Raw genomic sequence first — 13,920 nt, forward strand, 5'->3', positions numbered from 1 at the left:
ATTATAACGACTCTATTGAATGATTTTCCGACGTTCCCTGCAACGTGAACTGGCGAGCGCCGCGGGCGCGACTTTCACGGTGCTGTTTTCCATCCTCGTCACCTGGACCCTGATCGCCATCCTCGGCCGGGCCGCGGGCGGCAAGGTGGCATCCGGCGACGTGCTGGCGCTGATCGTATTCCGCAGCGCCGAGCTGTTGCCGATCATCCTGATCCTCACGTCCTTCATCGCCGTGGTCGCGACCATCACGCGCAGCTACCGCGATTCCGAAATGGTGGTCTGGTTCGCGTCCGGTCAATCCCTCCTGGGATGGATCCGGCCCGTGCTGACGCTCGGGCTGCCGATGGTGGCCCTGGTCGGCGCGCTGTCCTTCGTCGTCACGCCCTGGGCCAAGATGAAGAGCGCCGAATTCGTCGAGCGCTTCCAGAAGCGCGAAGACTTGCAGCGCGTGGCTCCCGGCCAGTTCCGCGAGTCGAGTTCGAGCGACCGCGTGTTCTTCGTCGAACGCAGCGCCGAAGGCTCGACCGTCGTGCAGAACGTGTTCGTCGGCGGTGTCGACGGCGATACCCACTCGGTCGTGGTGGCCAAGCAGGGCGTGATCGAATCGGACGACAAGGGCGGCCAGTTCCTGGTGCTCAGCAATGGCCGCCGCTACGAAGGCGTGCCGGGCAAGGCCGATTTCCAGACCATGGAGTTCGAGCGCTACAGCATGCGCGTGGCGACCCAGGCCCCGATGATCGGCGCCGACGTGCCGGTGTCGGCGCTGTCCACGCCGGCGCTCCTGGTCGCGCCGAACCGCTTTACCCAGGCCGAGCTGCTGGCGCGTATCGCCGCGCCCATCACCTGCTTGGTGTTGATGCTGCTGGCGATCCCCCTCGGCTTCGTCAATCCGCGCGCCGGCTCGTCGGCCAACCTCATCATCGCGCTCCTGATCTTCTTCACGTATAACAACCTGGTGCGGCTGACCGAGGCCAGCGTCAAGCAGGGCAAGCTCGCCTTCGCCATGGGCTGGTGGCCGCTGCACCTGGCCGCGCTGCTGCTGGTCCTGGGCCTGTTCGCCTGGCGCCTGAACGTGAACCACCGTTATCACCCGCTGGTCCTGATCAGTGCCTTCAAGCGTCGTCGCATCCTTAGGAAAATGCCGGTGGCCGGTCGCGAGGAGGCGCGCGCCGAATGAAAATCCTCCAACGCTATTTCGCCGTCAATATTTTCCAGGCGGTGGCTTTCGTGCTGGCCGCCTTCCTGGCCCTGGTCGCCTTCATGGACCTGACCAGCATCCTGCCGTCGGTCGGCAAGAACGACTTCGGCATGCAGCACGCGCTCCTGTACGTGCTGCTGCTGGTGCCGGGCAATGTGTACCAGGTGATGCCGGTGGCGGCCCTGATCGGCACCATCTATACGATGGCGCAGTTCGCCTCGAGCTCCGAATTCACCATCATGCGCGCCTCGTCGATGTCGACCCGCCAGGCCGCCATGATGCTGTTCAAGATTGGTGCGGTCTTCGTCGTGATCGCCTTCGTGTTCGGCGAACTGATCACGCCGCGTACGGCCCCGGTTGCCGAGCGCATGCGTCTGACGGCCAAGGGCGGTTCGGTGTCGGCCGAGTTCAGATCGGGCATGTGGACCAAGGACAGCGTGCACGCGGACGGCGTGCGCGGCAACATCACCGGCTCGCGTTTCTTCAACGTGCGCCGCATCGCGCCCGATGGCCAGCTCGAGGACGTGCGCCTCTACGAGTTCGACAACAATATGCGCATGCGCTCGATCGTCACGGCGGTACGCGGCACCTATGGCGGCAACAATACCTGGCTTCTCTCCGACGTGACCGAGACCATGTTCACCAATAGCCGCGAGCTGCCGGCGCCCGGATCGGCGGTCCCGGCCGGGCAGACCATCCAGAGCACCTATGGCCAGGAAACGGCCGCCATCGCGACGCGCAAGCTGGACACCTATGAGCTCGCGTCCGAGATCACGCCCAAGATCCTGTCGGTCTCGCGCTCCGATCCCGAGCGCATGTCGGCCGCCGAGCTGGCCGTGTACACGCGTCACCTGGCCGAAAACCGGCAAGAGACCGAACGCTTCAAGGTCGCGTTCTGGAAGAAGGTCATCGATCCGTTCTCGATCTTCGTGCTGATGGCGCTGGCGCTGCCGTTCGCCTACCTGCACACGCGCAGCGGCGGCGTCAGCCTCAAGATTTTCATCGGCATCATGATCGGGGTGAGCTTCCTGCTGATTAACTCGCTGTTCTCGCACCTGGGCGTACTGACCATCTTGCCGGCCTTCCTGACGGCGGTGGCGCCGAGCATGCTGTTCCTGCTGATGGCGCTCGGGGCGCTGTGGTGGGTGGAGAGACACTGATGAATAGCACAACCCAGCGCGGACTGATCCTGTTCGCCCACGGCGCGCGCGCCGCATCGTGGGCCGCGCCGTTCGAGCGGCTGCGCGCCACCACGCAGGCGCAAGCGCCGGCATGCGAGGTGGCGCTGGCCTTCCTGGAACTGATGACGCCCAGCCTGCCCGATACGGTGGCGGCGATGGTCGGGCGCGGCATCGACCGCGTGACCGTGGTGCCGGTATTCCTGGGGCAGGGCGGGCACTTGCTGCGCGACTTGCCGGCCTTGTGCGAGACCATCCGCGCCGCGCATCCCGGCTTGACCCTGGACGTGGTCGGCGCCATCGGCGAGGATCCGGGCGTGCAACGCGCCATGACCGACTATTGCATATCCGCCCTAGGCAATTAATATTTGGCTTTTATGGTGACAGTGCAAATGATATTTTAGTTTTTAGTAATATTACCGAATATTATTTTTACTTGCTCTGTCTAACAGTCGGTTTGGTGCATGATCGCCTGAGGTATCAGTATTCTCCACGGCCTTCTCACGAGCACCGAACTCGACGACTTCCCGTCGGCATCCTCAACGACCGCGATACGCTGTTCACTACCCTGCACGACGGCGACCTCGCCGCCACCCTGAGCGCCATCGATACCGCTCCGCTGACGGGCGGACGCCGGGTCATCGATAAACAGCCCCAGCCGGGCCTGTTCCGCATCGAGTACACCCCCTCCGTCGACATCCGGTGCGCTAGGCGCCGCCTGCAGTCCCAGGTCGAGGCGCGCGCCGGCGGCGGCTTCGTGGTCGCCTGGCAGGCAGGTGAATTCGATGGCGACGGTATCGTGCGACGGCGCTTTGACGCGCAAGGCAACGCGCTCGACGCGCAACGCAATGCGTTCGACGCGCAAGGCAATGCGTTCGACGCACCAGGCAATGCGTTCGGCGCGCAGGCATGCGTTCGGCGCGCAGGAATGGGCGATCAGCGCACTGCGTCAGCGCGACCAGGACAGTCCCGTCTCAGCGCGCCGGCCGACGGCGGCTTCGCCATCGCCTGGATCGATACCGCGGACAAGGGCGCGCTGCAGGTCGAGGCGCGCGTGCTGGCGGGGCGCCGCCGCGGGTGGTGGCGAGCACCGGAGACCAGGCGCTGGCGCTGTCGCACGCCAGCGCCGGCCAGGCCTGCCGGCTGGACGCGGCGGCCTTCGACCGCGCGCCGCATCATGCAGGCCTGGGTTACTGGATCGCCGCGCTGGAGCGAGAGAGCGGAAAGCCAGGCGCAGGTGACGGGCGCGATCGCGGACGGCATCGCGTACTTGCCGTGTGTGTGATGGTTACGCCTGGTGCTCGCGTTTGGCGAGCGCCTCGCCCATCATCACCAGCACCGGCCCATGGCCGGGCTCGAGGCCGCGCGCCAGGTCGGTCAGCGTCAGGCGCAGGATGCGCTCGTCGGCGCGGCTGCAGTTCTCGACCACCACCACCGGCAGGTCGGGACGGCGGCCTTCGGCCAGCAGGCGTTCGGCAGTGGCGGCGGCTTCGCGGCCGCCCATGTACTGGACCAGGGTGTCGGTCTCGGGCAGGGCGGGCGGTGCGGCGTTTTGCCGGTCCGGCCCGTCCGGGGCCGTGCTGGAGGTGAAGAAGGCGACGCTGCGCGCAAGTCCGCGCTTGGTGAGGGGCTGCCTGGTTGCCGCCGCAGCCGCGACCGCGGTCGTGATGCCGGGGACGACTTCGACCTCGATCCCTTCGGCTTCGAGTGCGCGCAATTCTTCGTCGGCGCGGCCGAACAGCATCGGATCGCCGCCTTTGAGACGCACGACCAGCGCATGGCGCCGCGCGCACCCGACCAGCTGCTCGTTGATCAGGGTCTGCGCCATCGAGCGCTGGCCCGAACGCTTGCCGACCGAAATTTTCTCGGCCCGCGTGCACAGTTCGAGCATCTCGGGCGTGACGAGGGCGTCGTACAGCACGACATCGGCCTGCGCCAGCAGGCGCGCGCCGCGCACCGTGATGAGATCGGCCGCGCCGGGTCCGGCCCCCACCAAATACACTTTTCCCAGCACGGGCATACGATCCTCTAAGAACGATTACGCTTCGATGCGGATCATACCCGCTGCCACGGTCTGGTGGGTGACTTCGTCGATCAGGATGAAGGCGCCGGTGGCGCGGATGTCGGCGTAGGCGTCGGCCGCCAGCGGCTGCTGCACGGTCAGCTGCACGCGCGCGATATCGTTCAGCTTCAGGCCCTCTGCAGGATGACGCTCCTGCGTATTCACGTCCAGGATGGTGTCCAGGCGCGCCACCTTGGCCGCGCTCTGGCGCGTGCCGTGCTTGATCCAGTACTTGCGGCGCAGGTCGAGCGGCTCGTCGGCCATCCAGCACACGTCGGCCGTCACCTGCTTGAGCAGGGTCGCCGGCTGCTCGCTGCCGGCCAGCATGTCGCCGCGCGAGACGTCCACGTACTCGTTCAGCACCAGGGTCACCGACTGGCCGGCGACGGCCGATGCGAGCGAACCGTCGAAGGTGACGATCTCTTTCACCGTCGCGCTCTGGCCCGACGGCTGCACGACGAGCTTGTCGCCGACCTTGACCACGCCGGATTCGATCCGGCCCATATAGCCGCGGAAGTCGTTCGCCGCATGGCCGTTGTGGCGCGCCACCAGCTGCACCGGGAAGCGGAACGGCGCGGCGTGCGACTGGTCGTAGACCGACAGCGATTCGAGCAGCTCGATCAGGGTCGGGCCTTCGTACCAGGCCAGCTTGCTCGAACGGTCGACGACGTTGTCGCCGGCCAGCGCCGACAGCGGGATCGCGGTGATGTCCTTCAGGCCCAGCGACTGCGCGAATTTTTCATATTCGGCGACGATGCGCTCGTAGACGCCGCGGTCGTAGTCGACCAGGTCCATCTTGTTTACGGCCACGACCACGTGCTCGATCTGCAGCAGCTTGGCGATGGTCGAATGGCGCTTGGTCTGCGTCAGCAGGTCGACGCCGCCGTCTTCGCGCAGCGTCACCTTCGACACGTCGATCAGGATGATCACGGCGTCGGCGGTCGAGGCGCCGGTGACCATATTGCGGGTGTACTGCTCGTGGCCCGGCGTATCGGCGATGATGAACTTGCGCTTCGGCGTGGCGAAGTAGCGGTACGCCACGTCGATCGTGATGCCTTGCTCGCGCTCGGCTTCCAGGCCATCGGTCAGCAGCGACAGGTCGATGGTGTCGCCTACGGTGCGCTTGTGCTTGGCGCGTGAGACGGCGGCCAGCTGGTCGGCAAAGATGCCCTTGCTGTCGAACAGCAGGCGGCCGATCAGGGTACTCTTGCCGTCGTCCACCGAGCCGGCGGTGATGAAGCGCAGCAGGGTCGAGCCGGCTTGTTGGTTCAGCTTGTCAGCGAAGTTGTCGGTGCGGGCGTTCATCAGAAGTATCCTGCTTTCTTGCGTTTTTCCATCGAGGCTTCGGAGGTCTGGTCGTCCATCCGGGTCGCGCCGCGCTCGGTGATGTCGGTGATGGCGGTCTCGGCGATGATGCCGTCCACGGTGTCGGCATCGGACGCCACCGGGCAGGTGCACGAGATATCGCCCACGGTCCGGAAGCGCACGGTGCGGGTCTCGACGCGCTCGCCTTCGCGCGCCGGCGTCAGCGGGGTCAGCGGCACCAGCAGGCCGTTACGCGCAATCACTTCGCGCTGGTGCGCGAAATAGATCGACGGCAGGGCCAGCTGCTCGCGGGCGATGTACTGCCACACGTCGAGCTCGGTCCAGTTGGAGATCGGGAACACGCGCATGTTTTCGCCCGGGTGCACACGGGTGTTGTACAGGTCCCACAGCTCGGGGCGCTGGGCCTTCGGATCCCACTGGCCGAATTCGTCGCGGAACGAGAAGATGCGTTCCTTGGCGCGCGCCTTTTCTTCGTCGCGGCGGGCGCCGCCGATGCAGGCGTCGAAGCCGTGTTCGGCGATGGTTTCCAGCAGCGTCACGGCCTGGGCCGCATTGCGCGAATCCGTCAGCCGATTGCGCAGGCGCACGGTGCCGCGCTTGATCGAGTCCTCGACGCTGCCGACGATCAGGCGCTCGCCCAGTTCGGCGGCGCGGGCGTCGCGAAAGGCGATCACTTCATCGAAATTGTGGCCGGTGTCGATGTGCACCAGCGGGAAGGGGAATTTGCCGGGGCGGAAGGCCTTCTCGGCCAGGCGCAGCAAGACCACCGAATCCTTGCCGCCCGAGAACAGCAGGGCCGGGTTGCTGCATTCGGCCGCCACTTCGCGCAGGATGTGGATCGCTTCGGATTCGAGCGCGTCCAGGTGGGCGGCGTTGACGTCGCTCAGTACTACATTATCGCTAACAGTTGTCATGGCAGTGCCTGTCGTTTATTGGGGCGTGGCGTCAAGCGGCCACGGATTTGATGCGAATGAGTTTGCCGTCCACCACGTGCAGGCCGCACTCCTTGGACTCGGGGTTTTCCCACCACCAGCGTCCGGCGCGCACGTCCTCGCCCGGCTGGACGGCGCGGGTGCAGGGCTCGCAGCCGATCGACGGGTAACCGCGGTCGTGCAGGGCGTTGTAGGGCACGTCGTTATTGCGCAGATAGTCCCAGATGTCCTGCTCGCTCCAGTCGGCCAGCGGATTGAACTTCTGCATGCCGTGGCCAGGATCGTCTTCTTGCACCGCCAGTTCGGCGCGCGTCGTCGATTGCGCGCGGCGCTGGCCCGTGATCCAGGCGCGCTTGCCGGCCAGGGCGCGGCCCAGCGGTTCGACCTTGCGGATGCGGCAGCATTCCTTGCGCATCTCGACGCTGTCGTAGAAGGCGTTCAGGCCATGCTCGGCGACATAGCGCTCGACTGCCCCGGGCTGCGGGCGGTACAAGGCGATATCGACGTCATAAGTCTCCTTGACGCGCCCGATCATCGACAGCGTTTCGGCATGCAGGCGGCCGGTCTCGAGCGAGAAGATCGCGATCGGCAGTCTCGCCTTCAAGATCAGGTCGGTCAGCACCATGTCTTCGGCCGCCAGGCTCGATGCGAACACGGCGGGCGTGAAGTCGCGGGCAATACGGGTCAGTATCGCGTGGGTTTCTTCCACGCGATGATGCAGGTCGCTCATGTCGAAAGCTCCTAGATGCCGGCGCCGATGTCGCGGTGTTCGGCCGGGGTGTCGCGTGGTACCCGACGAAATAGCGGGATCGGATTGTCGACCGTCGCCTGGTAGGTTTCCGAGAACACCGACAGGCCTTTCACGGCGTCATGGATGCTGCGGTCTTGCCTGGTGGCGTAGGCATCGAAGCCGCAGCGCGCCATCTGGAACAGCTGGTCGCGCAGCACGTCGCCGATCGCGCGCAGTTCGCCGCCCCAGCCCAGGCGCTTGCGCAGGTTGTAGGCGATCGAATAGCCGCGGCCGTCGGTAAATTTCGGGAAGTCGATGGCGATCACGCCGAAGCGGTGCAGGTCGTCCTTTAGTACGGCGGCGCTTTCGTCCGGCGCCAGCCACACGCCCAGCTCGGCGCGGTCAAGCAGCACATTGCGCTGGGCCAGCCATACGGTCAGCGGCACGATGATCTTGCCGGCCGGGACCTCGACGGTGTCAGCCGTTTGTCCCTCGTCGAGCCTGAGCACGCTCCAGTCGTCATCGACCACTTCGCGACCCTTGATGATTTGTGGGTGTCGGTTAAGCATAGTGGTCCTCTCCAACCAGTTCGCCCGCCGCGATCGGCGTGGCATACACGTGCTCCTTGAATGGGGCGACGCCCAGGCGCTGCACGGTGTCGACGAAACGCTCGCCTTCGATGCGGCAGCGGACATAGACTTCAAGCAGGCGGCCGATGACTTCGGGCATCTGGACCGCCGAGAACGACGGGCCGATGATCTTGCCGATGGCCGAGGTATTGCCCTGTGCGCCGCCGATCGAGACCTGGTACCACTCGCTGCCGTCCTTGTCGACGCCCAGCACACCGATATTGCCGACGTGGTGGTGGCCGCAGGCATTGATGCAGCCCGAGATATTCAGTTCGATGTCGCCGATATCGTGCTGGAAGTCGAGGTCGTCGAAGCGCTCGGCGATGGCGGCCGCGATCGGGATCGATTTCGCGTTCGCCAGCGAGCAATAGTCGCCGCCAGGGCAGGCGATGATGTCGGTGAGCAGGCCGATATTCGGTGTCGCCATGCCTTTCGACTTGGCCAGCTGCCACACTTCGAACAATTTACCCTGCTCGACGTCGGCCAGCACCAGGTTTTGCTCGTGGGTCACGCGCACCTGGGCAAAGCTGAAGCGGTCGGCCAGTTCGGCCACGAAGTCCATCTGTTCGGCCGTGGCGTCGCCCGGCGGCACGCCGGTCTTCTTGAGCGACAGCACGACGGCGGCATAGCCCGGCACCTTGTGCGGCTTGACGTTGCGGCTGAGCCAGTTGGCGAAGGCGCGGTTGTCGGGCTGCGCGGCGGCGGCGTCGATATCGCTCAGCTCGCGGTAGGCATGCGGCTGGAACCATTTGGCGACGCGGTCGAACTCTTCTTGCGTGAGCGTCTCGGGGCCGTCCTTCAGGTCGGCCCATTCTGCTTCTACCTGGCGGGTGAATTCCTCGACGCCCAGGGCTTTGAGCAGGATCTTGATGCGGGCCTTGTACTTGTTGTCGCGGCGGCCGTGGGTGTTATACACGCGCATCACGGCTTCGGTATAGGTCAGCAGGTGCTGCCATGGCAGGAACTCGCGGATGACGCTGCCCAGGATCGGGGTACGGCCCATGCCGCCACCGGCCATGAACTTGAAGCCGACTTCGCCGGCCTCGTTATACACGACGGTCAGGCCGATATCGTGCACGGCGATCGCGGCGCGGTCCTCGAGGGCGCCGTTGATGGCGACCTTGAACTTGCGCGGCAAGGCCAAGAACTCCGGGTGGAAGGTGCTCCACTGGCGCAGGATCTCGGCGAACGGGCGCGGATCGATGATCTCGTCAGCCGCCACACCGGCGAATTCGTCGGTCGTAATGTTGCGGATGCAATTGCCGGAAGTTTGAATGGCATGCATCTCGACCGCCGCCAGGTCGGTCAGGATGTCCGGCGTCTGCTCCAGCTCGATCCAGTTGTACTGGATGTTCTGGCGCGTGGTGAAGTGACCATAGCCGCGGTCATACTTGCGGGCGATATGGGCAAACATGCGCACCTGGCTTGACGACAGCAGACCGTAGGGCACGGCCACGCGCAGCATATAGGCGTGGCGCTGCATGTACAGGCCATTTTGCAGGCGCAGCGGCACGAATTCTTCTTCCAGCAGCTCGCCGGAGAGGCGGCGGGCGACCTGGTCGCGGTACTGGGCGATGCGCTCGCGCACGATGAGATGGTCGTAATGGTCGTAGCGGTACATTGTGCTGTGTCCGTTTCTGGGGCCGTATGGAGAGGCGGATGGTGTTCGCCCATTAAATAATGTCCCGATGATACGGAGCCAAGCTTATATTCCAAACTACGGATAATTTATTTGCTTATATACGTAACCCGAATAAGCATCTTAGAATGTCGTTCGCAAGCAGCTTCATGCCTCTTTCACAACAATAATTATCAAATGAATCTCCACCAACTACGCTTCGTGCGCGAAGCCGTCCGCCAGAACTACAATCTGACCGATGCCGCCAAGGCATTGTTCACTTCACAGCCCGGGGTCTCGAAGGCCATCATCGAGCTGGAAGAAGAGCTGGGCGTCGACATCTTCACCCGCCACGGCAAGCGCATCCGCGGCCTGACCGAGCCGGGGCGGCTGGTGCTGCAGTCGGTCGAGCTGATCATGCAGGAGATCGACAGCTTGAAGCGCATCGGCAAGGAGTACGCGGCCCACGACAGCGGCAGCTTCACCATCGCCACCACCCACACCCAGGCGCGCTACATGCTGCCGAAGGTGGTGCAGGGCTTCATGCAAAAGTATCCGAAGGTGCGCCTCTCTCTCCTGCAGGGCAATCCGAAGCAGATCGCCGACATGGTCAAGAACGACCAGGCCGACCTGGCGATCGCCACCGAATCGATTACCGCCGTCGACGGCCTGATCACCTTGCCGGCCTACCAGTGGGAGCACGTGGTGGTGGCGCCGCCGGACCACCCGCTGTTCAAATCGCGCGCCATTTCACTCGAAGAAATCGCCAGCTATCCGGTGATCACGTATGATGCCGCCTTCGCCGGCCGCAGCAAGATCGACCACGCCTTCAGCCTGCGTAGCCTGAAGCCGGACGTGCTGCTCGAGGCGATCGACGCCGACGTGATCAAGACTTATGTCGAACTGGGCATGGGCATCGGCATCATCGCCGGCATCGCCTTCGACCCCGAGCGCGACCGCAACCTGCGCGCGCTGCCGGTCGGCCACCTGTTCGGCATGAACACCTCGCGCGTGGCGATCAAGCAGGGCGCCTATCTGCGCAGCTATATTTATACTTTCATCGAACTGCTGACGCCGACGCTCACCCGCAAGATGGTCGAGTCGGCGATGCGCGGTGGGGAAAACTACGAACTCTGAAGCACAAGAACTGTTAATGGAATCAAAGATGGACAAGAACCCCGCGGTGAACACGACGATCGCCTATTACGACGGCATCGCCGCCCACTACGACAACGCCGCCGCCGAGTATTCGGAAGAGCAGCTGGAAGACCTGGACGAGGCACGCGAGCAGCTCGCCACCTTGCTTGGTGGCCACCGCATCCTGGAGCTGGGCTGCGGCACCGGCGCCTGGACCGAGGTGCTGAGCGAGACGGCCGAGTTCATCCTGGCCACCGACGCCAGCGCAGCGATGCTCGACCTGGCGCGCATGCATGGCGAAGATCTGGACAATGTCGAGTACCGCCTGGTCGATGCGCTGGCGCTGCCGGACGACCTGGGCACTGGCGACGGCAAGTTCACGGCGGTGTTCATGGCCGGCCTGTGGTCGCGCCTGACGCGCGAGCAGCAGGAATCCCTGCTGTTGTCGTTGAAGAAGCGCCTGGGCAAGGACGTGCTGCTCGTGGTCTTCGACGACGACTACGTCGAAAGCGAGAGCGCCACCATCGCCCGCACCGACCTGCAGGGCAATACCCATGAATACCAGCTCGACGCCGAAGGCAACCGCCACGAGCTGGTCAAGAACTATCCGACCGACAGCTACTTGCGCAAGCGCCTGGACAAGGTCGGCCGCGAGATCAAGATCGCACGCTGGGAGTTCTACTGGGTACTGACTTGCCGCCTGAAGTGATGGACGGGTTCTCCATCCAGGCCGCTACGGCTGCCGACAAGCCATTGCTGTTTCGCCTGCTGCAGTTGTACTACTTCGAAGCCACCCGATGGAGCGGCGAGGATATCCTCGACGACGGCTCGTACGACTGCGACGAGGACGGCCTGGCGAGCTATATCGGCGCGCAGGGCGCGGATGCGGCCTACATCCTCAGGGTCGACGGCAAACCGGCAGGCTTTGCGCTGGTCGAATGGATACCTTTCGGGAACGGGCAGATCCGCGAGTTCGCAGACCTGTTCGTACTGCCGAAGTACCGCCGGCTCGGCCTGGCCGAGGCGGCGACCCGCCGGATCGTGCTGGAGAGCGAGGGACCGTGGCTGTTCGCGGTATGTCGCAAGGATGAAGCAGCGCTGCGCTATTGGAACAACGCGTTTGCGCGCTTGCCGTTCCGCGCGGTGCGGCCCGGCCCGGAGGACGAGGTATTCCATCAATTCATCATCAACGATCCCGCGGTCGCCTGATCCGGCCGGCCAATCCACCTCACTTCATCGACATCATCATGCACATCTGGGTTGACGCCGACGCCTGTCCCGGCGTGATCAAGGACATTCTGTTCCGTGTGGCCGAGCGCGCACAGCTGAACGTCACGCTGGTCGCAAACCAGCTGATCCGGGTGCCGGGCTCGCGCTTCATCCGCGCGCTGCAGGTACCGGCCGGGGCGGACGCGGCCGATGCCGAGATCGTTGCCCGCGTGAGCGCCGGCGATATCGTCGTGACCGGCGACATCCCGCTGGCGGCGCTGGTGCTCGAGAAGGGCGGCCTGCCGCTCAATCCGCGCGGCGAGTGGTACACGAAGGACACCATCGCCCAGCAACTGACGATGCGCGCCTTCATGGAAGAGCTGCGCGGCAGCGGCGTCGACACCGGCGGCCCGGCCGCCTTCAGCCAGGCCGACCGCCAGCACTTCGCCAATGCGCTCGACCGCCAGCTGGCACGCGCCAGGCCGCGCCCAGCACCCTGACAGCCCCCCGACTTGCGAAACAGGCGATCTTGAGCCCGCACGATACTGTTGTGTCGTTGATAATAATGTTGTTCTGGTTATAATGGGGCAAGGGTGCTCGTCCAATGCGGGACAGGGCAGGAATCGCGACGGTCGGGCCGCCTCGCGGGTCAGCTTGCGATCCTGTCCAGCCGGGGGCAGGCGCGAACTTCGGGGTTCAACCATGCACATCGACGCCACAAGCCACTACTGCACAGCAACGCCATCGGCCCGAAGGGTGGGGGCATGACGCGCACCCGTTACGGCCTGCGCTCGCCCGATGGCGACGATGGCCGCAGCGGCGCCAGCCTCTTGATCGAACGCATGTACGCATGGCGCGGCTATCGCGGTGCGGGCCTCGACCCACACGATCCGCACCGTATCACGCTGACCGCGACCGATGGGGACGAGGTCGTGGGCACCCTCACCATCGGTATCGATGCCGGAAACGGCCTGATGGCCGACGATCTGTACAAGGAAGAGCTCGAGCGGTTCCGTCACGACGGTGCGAAACTGTGCGAGGTCACCAAGCTCGCCTTCGACCACACCGTCCAGTCCAGGCATGCGCTGGCCAGCGTGTTCCACCTGGCCTTCATCTACGCGCGTGAAATGCATGGCTGCACCGATGCGGTCATCGAGGTCAATCCTCGTCACCGGCGGTTCTACGAGCGCATGCTCGGGTTTCGCCAGGTGGGAGCGTTGAAAACGAATAAGCGGGTGAACGCGCCTTCCTACTTGCTGCACGTCAGCCTGGCCTATGTGGCGCAACAGGTCGCGGCGGTCGGTGGCGCCTTCAGCCGCGGCGTCGACACCGGCACGCGCTCCTTCTATCCCTATTTCTTTTCACCTGAAGAAGAGCGTGGTATCGCCGCCCGCCTGCTGCAGGCCGAGACTCCCTAGGTCGATCCGCAGCCGCGGGCTGCCCGCGGCCGGTGCTGGCGCCGGACGTGGTGTCGATCAGCGATTCGGCGGCCGCTTGCCGGGTCTTCGCAGCCGAGCCGGTAGCGCACGCGAGGCGGTCAATCTGCGCGCCGATCACTGCGCGCGGCGCGATCCACCTGAATAACGTCGATGGCTGGCATGCCCGCTTCAAGTACTGGCTGCAGGGCTTCAATGGCATCGGCAGTGGCTACCTGGTGAACTACTCAAGCTGGCAGCGCGTCCCGGATGACGGCGCCCTGCGTACGCCAGCGCTATTGCTGACCGCAATCATCCAGTGCGCAAATGCCGTTGGAAAGAAACGAATTAACGCGTACAGCACCATAAAAAAAGGCGATGTCACCGTTACCTATGGATGAATCCGATCGCGATGCGTAGCAATTGCTCGACAGAAGTAACTCGCCCACCATCGAGGGCCCACAGCCAACCCAGGTAATTCGGCAG

At 64.6% G+C, this 13,920-nt stretch carries 16 protein-coding genes; 10 read left to right on the top strand and 6 right to left on the bottom strand.

What is annotated here, in order from left to right; all coding sequences use genetic code 11:
• Positions 1-19 precede the first annotated feature (19 nt).
• From lptF to AC56KW_RS25465, 4 genes are read left to right on the top strand one after another with little or no spacing between them, the layout of a single operon-like run.
• Positions 20-1,177, top strand: coding sequence for an LPS export ABC transporter permease LptF (lptF, locus tag AC56KW_RS25450; RefSeq protein WP_497173418.1), 1,158 nt, complete (start codon positions 20-22; stop codon positions 1,175-1,177).
• Entirely contained in the window at positions 1,174-2,358 is a 1,185-nt protein-coding gene (lptG, locus tag AC56KW_RS25455) for an LPS export ABC transporter permease LptG (protein ID WP_497173419.1), read from the top strand. The genes lptF and lptG overlap by 4 nt, the downstream gene beginning before the upstream one ends.
• Positions 2,358-2,741, top strand: a complete 384-nt coding sequence (locus tag AC56KW_RS25460; RefSeq protein WP_497173420.1) for a sirohydrochlorin chelatase — start codon at positions 2,358-2,360, stop codon at positions 2,739-2,741. Before lptG ends, AC56KW_RS25460 begins: the two co-directional genes overlap by 1 nt.
• Positions 2,717-3,661 (top strand): hypothetical protein, encoded by a 945-nt coding sequence (locus AC56KW_RS25465; RefSeq protein ID WP_497173421.1) that lies wholly within the window; start codon positions 2,717-2,719, stop codon positions 3,659-3,661. The genes AC56KW_RS25460 and AC56KW_RS25465 overlap by 25 nt, the downstream gene beginning before the upstream one ends.
• Before the next feature lie 3 nt (positions 3,662-3,664).
• On the opposite strand, the gene cobA is transcribed toward AC56KW_RS25465, so the two are convergent.
• From cobA to AC56KW_RS25495, 6 genes are read right to left on the bottom strand one after another with little or no spacing between them, the layout of a single operon-like run.
• Positions 3,665-4,396 (bottom strand): uroporphyrinogen-III C-methyltransferase, encoded by a 732-nt coding sequence (gene cobA / locus AC56KW_RS25470; RefSeq protein ID WP_497173422.1) that lies wholly within the window; start codon positions 4,394-4,396, stop codon positions 3,665-3,667.
• A gap of 18 nt (positions 4,397-4,414) precedes the next feature.
• A complete protein-coding gene (locus tag AC56KW_RS25475; protein WP_497173423.1) occupies positions 4,415-5,743 on the bottom strand; it encodes a sulfate adenylyltransferase subunit 1 in 1,329 nt (442 codons plus the stop codon).
• Entirely contained in the window at positions 5,743-6,678 is a 936-nt protein-coding gene (gene cysD, locus AC56KW_RS25480) for a sulfate adenylyltransferase subunit CysD (protein WP_497173424.1), read from the bottom strand. Before cysD ends, AC56KW_RS25475 begins: the two co-directional genes overlap by 1 nt.
• A gap of 31 nt (positions 6,679-6,709) precedes the next feature.
• A complete protein-coding gene (locus tag AC56KW_RS25485; RefSeq protein WP_497173425.1) occupies positions 6,710-7,426 on the bottom strand; it encodes a phosphoadenylyl-sulfate reductase in 717 nt (238 codons plus the stop codon).
• A gap of 11 nt (positions 7,427-7,437) precedes the next feature.
• Positions 7,438-7,995: a DUF934 domain-containing protein gene (locus tag AC56KW_RS25490; protein WP_497173426.1), complete on the bottom strand. Its 558-nt coding sequence runs from the start codon at positions 7,993-7,995 to the stop codon at positions 7,438-7,440.
• On the bottom strand, positions 7,988-9,676 hold the full coding sequence (locus AC56KW_RS25495; protein WP_497173427.1) for a nitrite/sulfite reductase: 1,689 nt from the start codon (positions 9,674-9,676) through the stop codon (positions 7,988-7,990). The genes AC56KW_RS25490 and AC56KW_RS25495 overlap by 8 nt, the downstream gene beginning before the upstream one ends.
• A gap of 195 nt (positions 9,677-9,871) precedes the next feature.
• Between AC56KW_RS25495 and AC56KW_RS25500 the strand changes: the two genes are divergently transcribed.
• From AC56KW_RS25500 to AC56KW_RS25525, 6 genes are all read left to right on the top strand, one after another.
• Positions 9,872-10,810: a CysB family HTH-type transcriptional regulator gene (locus tag AC56KW_RS25500; protein WP_497173428.1), complete on the top strand. Its 939-nt coding sequence runs from the start codon at positions 9,872-9,874 to the stop codon at positions 10,808-10,810.
• A 28-nt stretch (positions 10,811-10,838) separates the two neighbouring features.
• Positions 10,839-11,519 carry a class I SAM-dependent methyltransferase gene (locus AC56KW_RS25505; protein WP_497173429.1) on the top strand — a complete coding sequence of 227 codons (681 nt, stop codon included), beginning with the start codon at positions 10,839-10,841 and terminating at the stop codon, positions 11,517-11,519.
• Entirely contained in the window at positions 11,519-12,019 is a 501-nt protein-coding gene (locus AC56KW_RS25510; RefSeq protein WP_497173430.1) for a GNAT family N-acetyltransferase, read from the top strand. Before AC56KW_RS25505 ends, AC56KW_RS25510 begins: the two co-directional genes overlap by 1 nt.
• Positions 12,020-12,057: 38 nt before the next feature.
• The gene (locus AC56KW_RS25515; protein ID WP_497173431.1) at positions 12,058-12,519 is read left to right on the top strand and encodes a YaiI/YqxD family protein; all 462 of its coding nucleotides are present in this window, start codon (positions 12,058-12,060) and stop codon (positions 12,517-12,519) included.
• Positions 12,520-12,783: 264 nt separating this feature from the next.
• Positions 12,784-13,437 (top strand): N-acyl amino acid synthase FeeM domain-containing protein, encoded by a 654-nt coding sequence (locus AC56KW_RS25520; protein ID WP_497173432.1) that lies wholly within the window; start codon positions 12,784-12,786, stop codon positions 13,435-13,437.
• Positions 13,438-13,484: 47 nt separating this feature from the next.
• Positions 13,485-13,835, top strand: coding sequence for a hypothetical protein (locus tag AC56KW_RS25525; protein ID WP_497173433.1), 351 nt, complete (start codon positions 13,485-13,487; stop codon positions 13,833-13,835).
• Positions 13,836-13,920: the final 85 nt, after the last annotated feature.

It is taken from the genome of Telluria sp. RT2P19 (genome assembly GCF_059685725.1).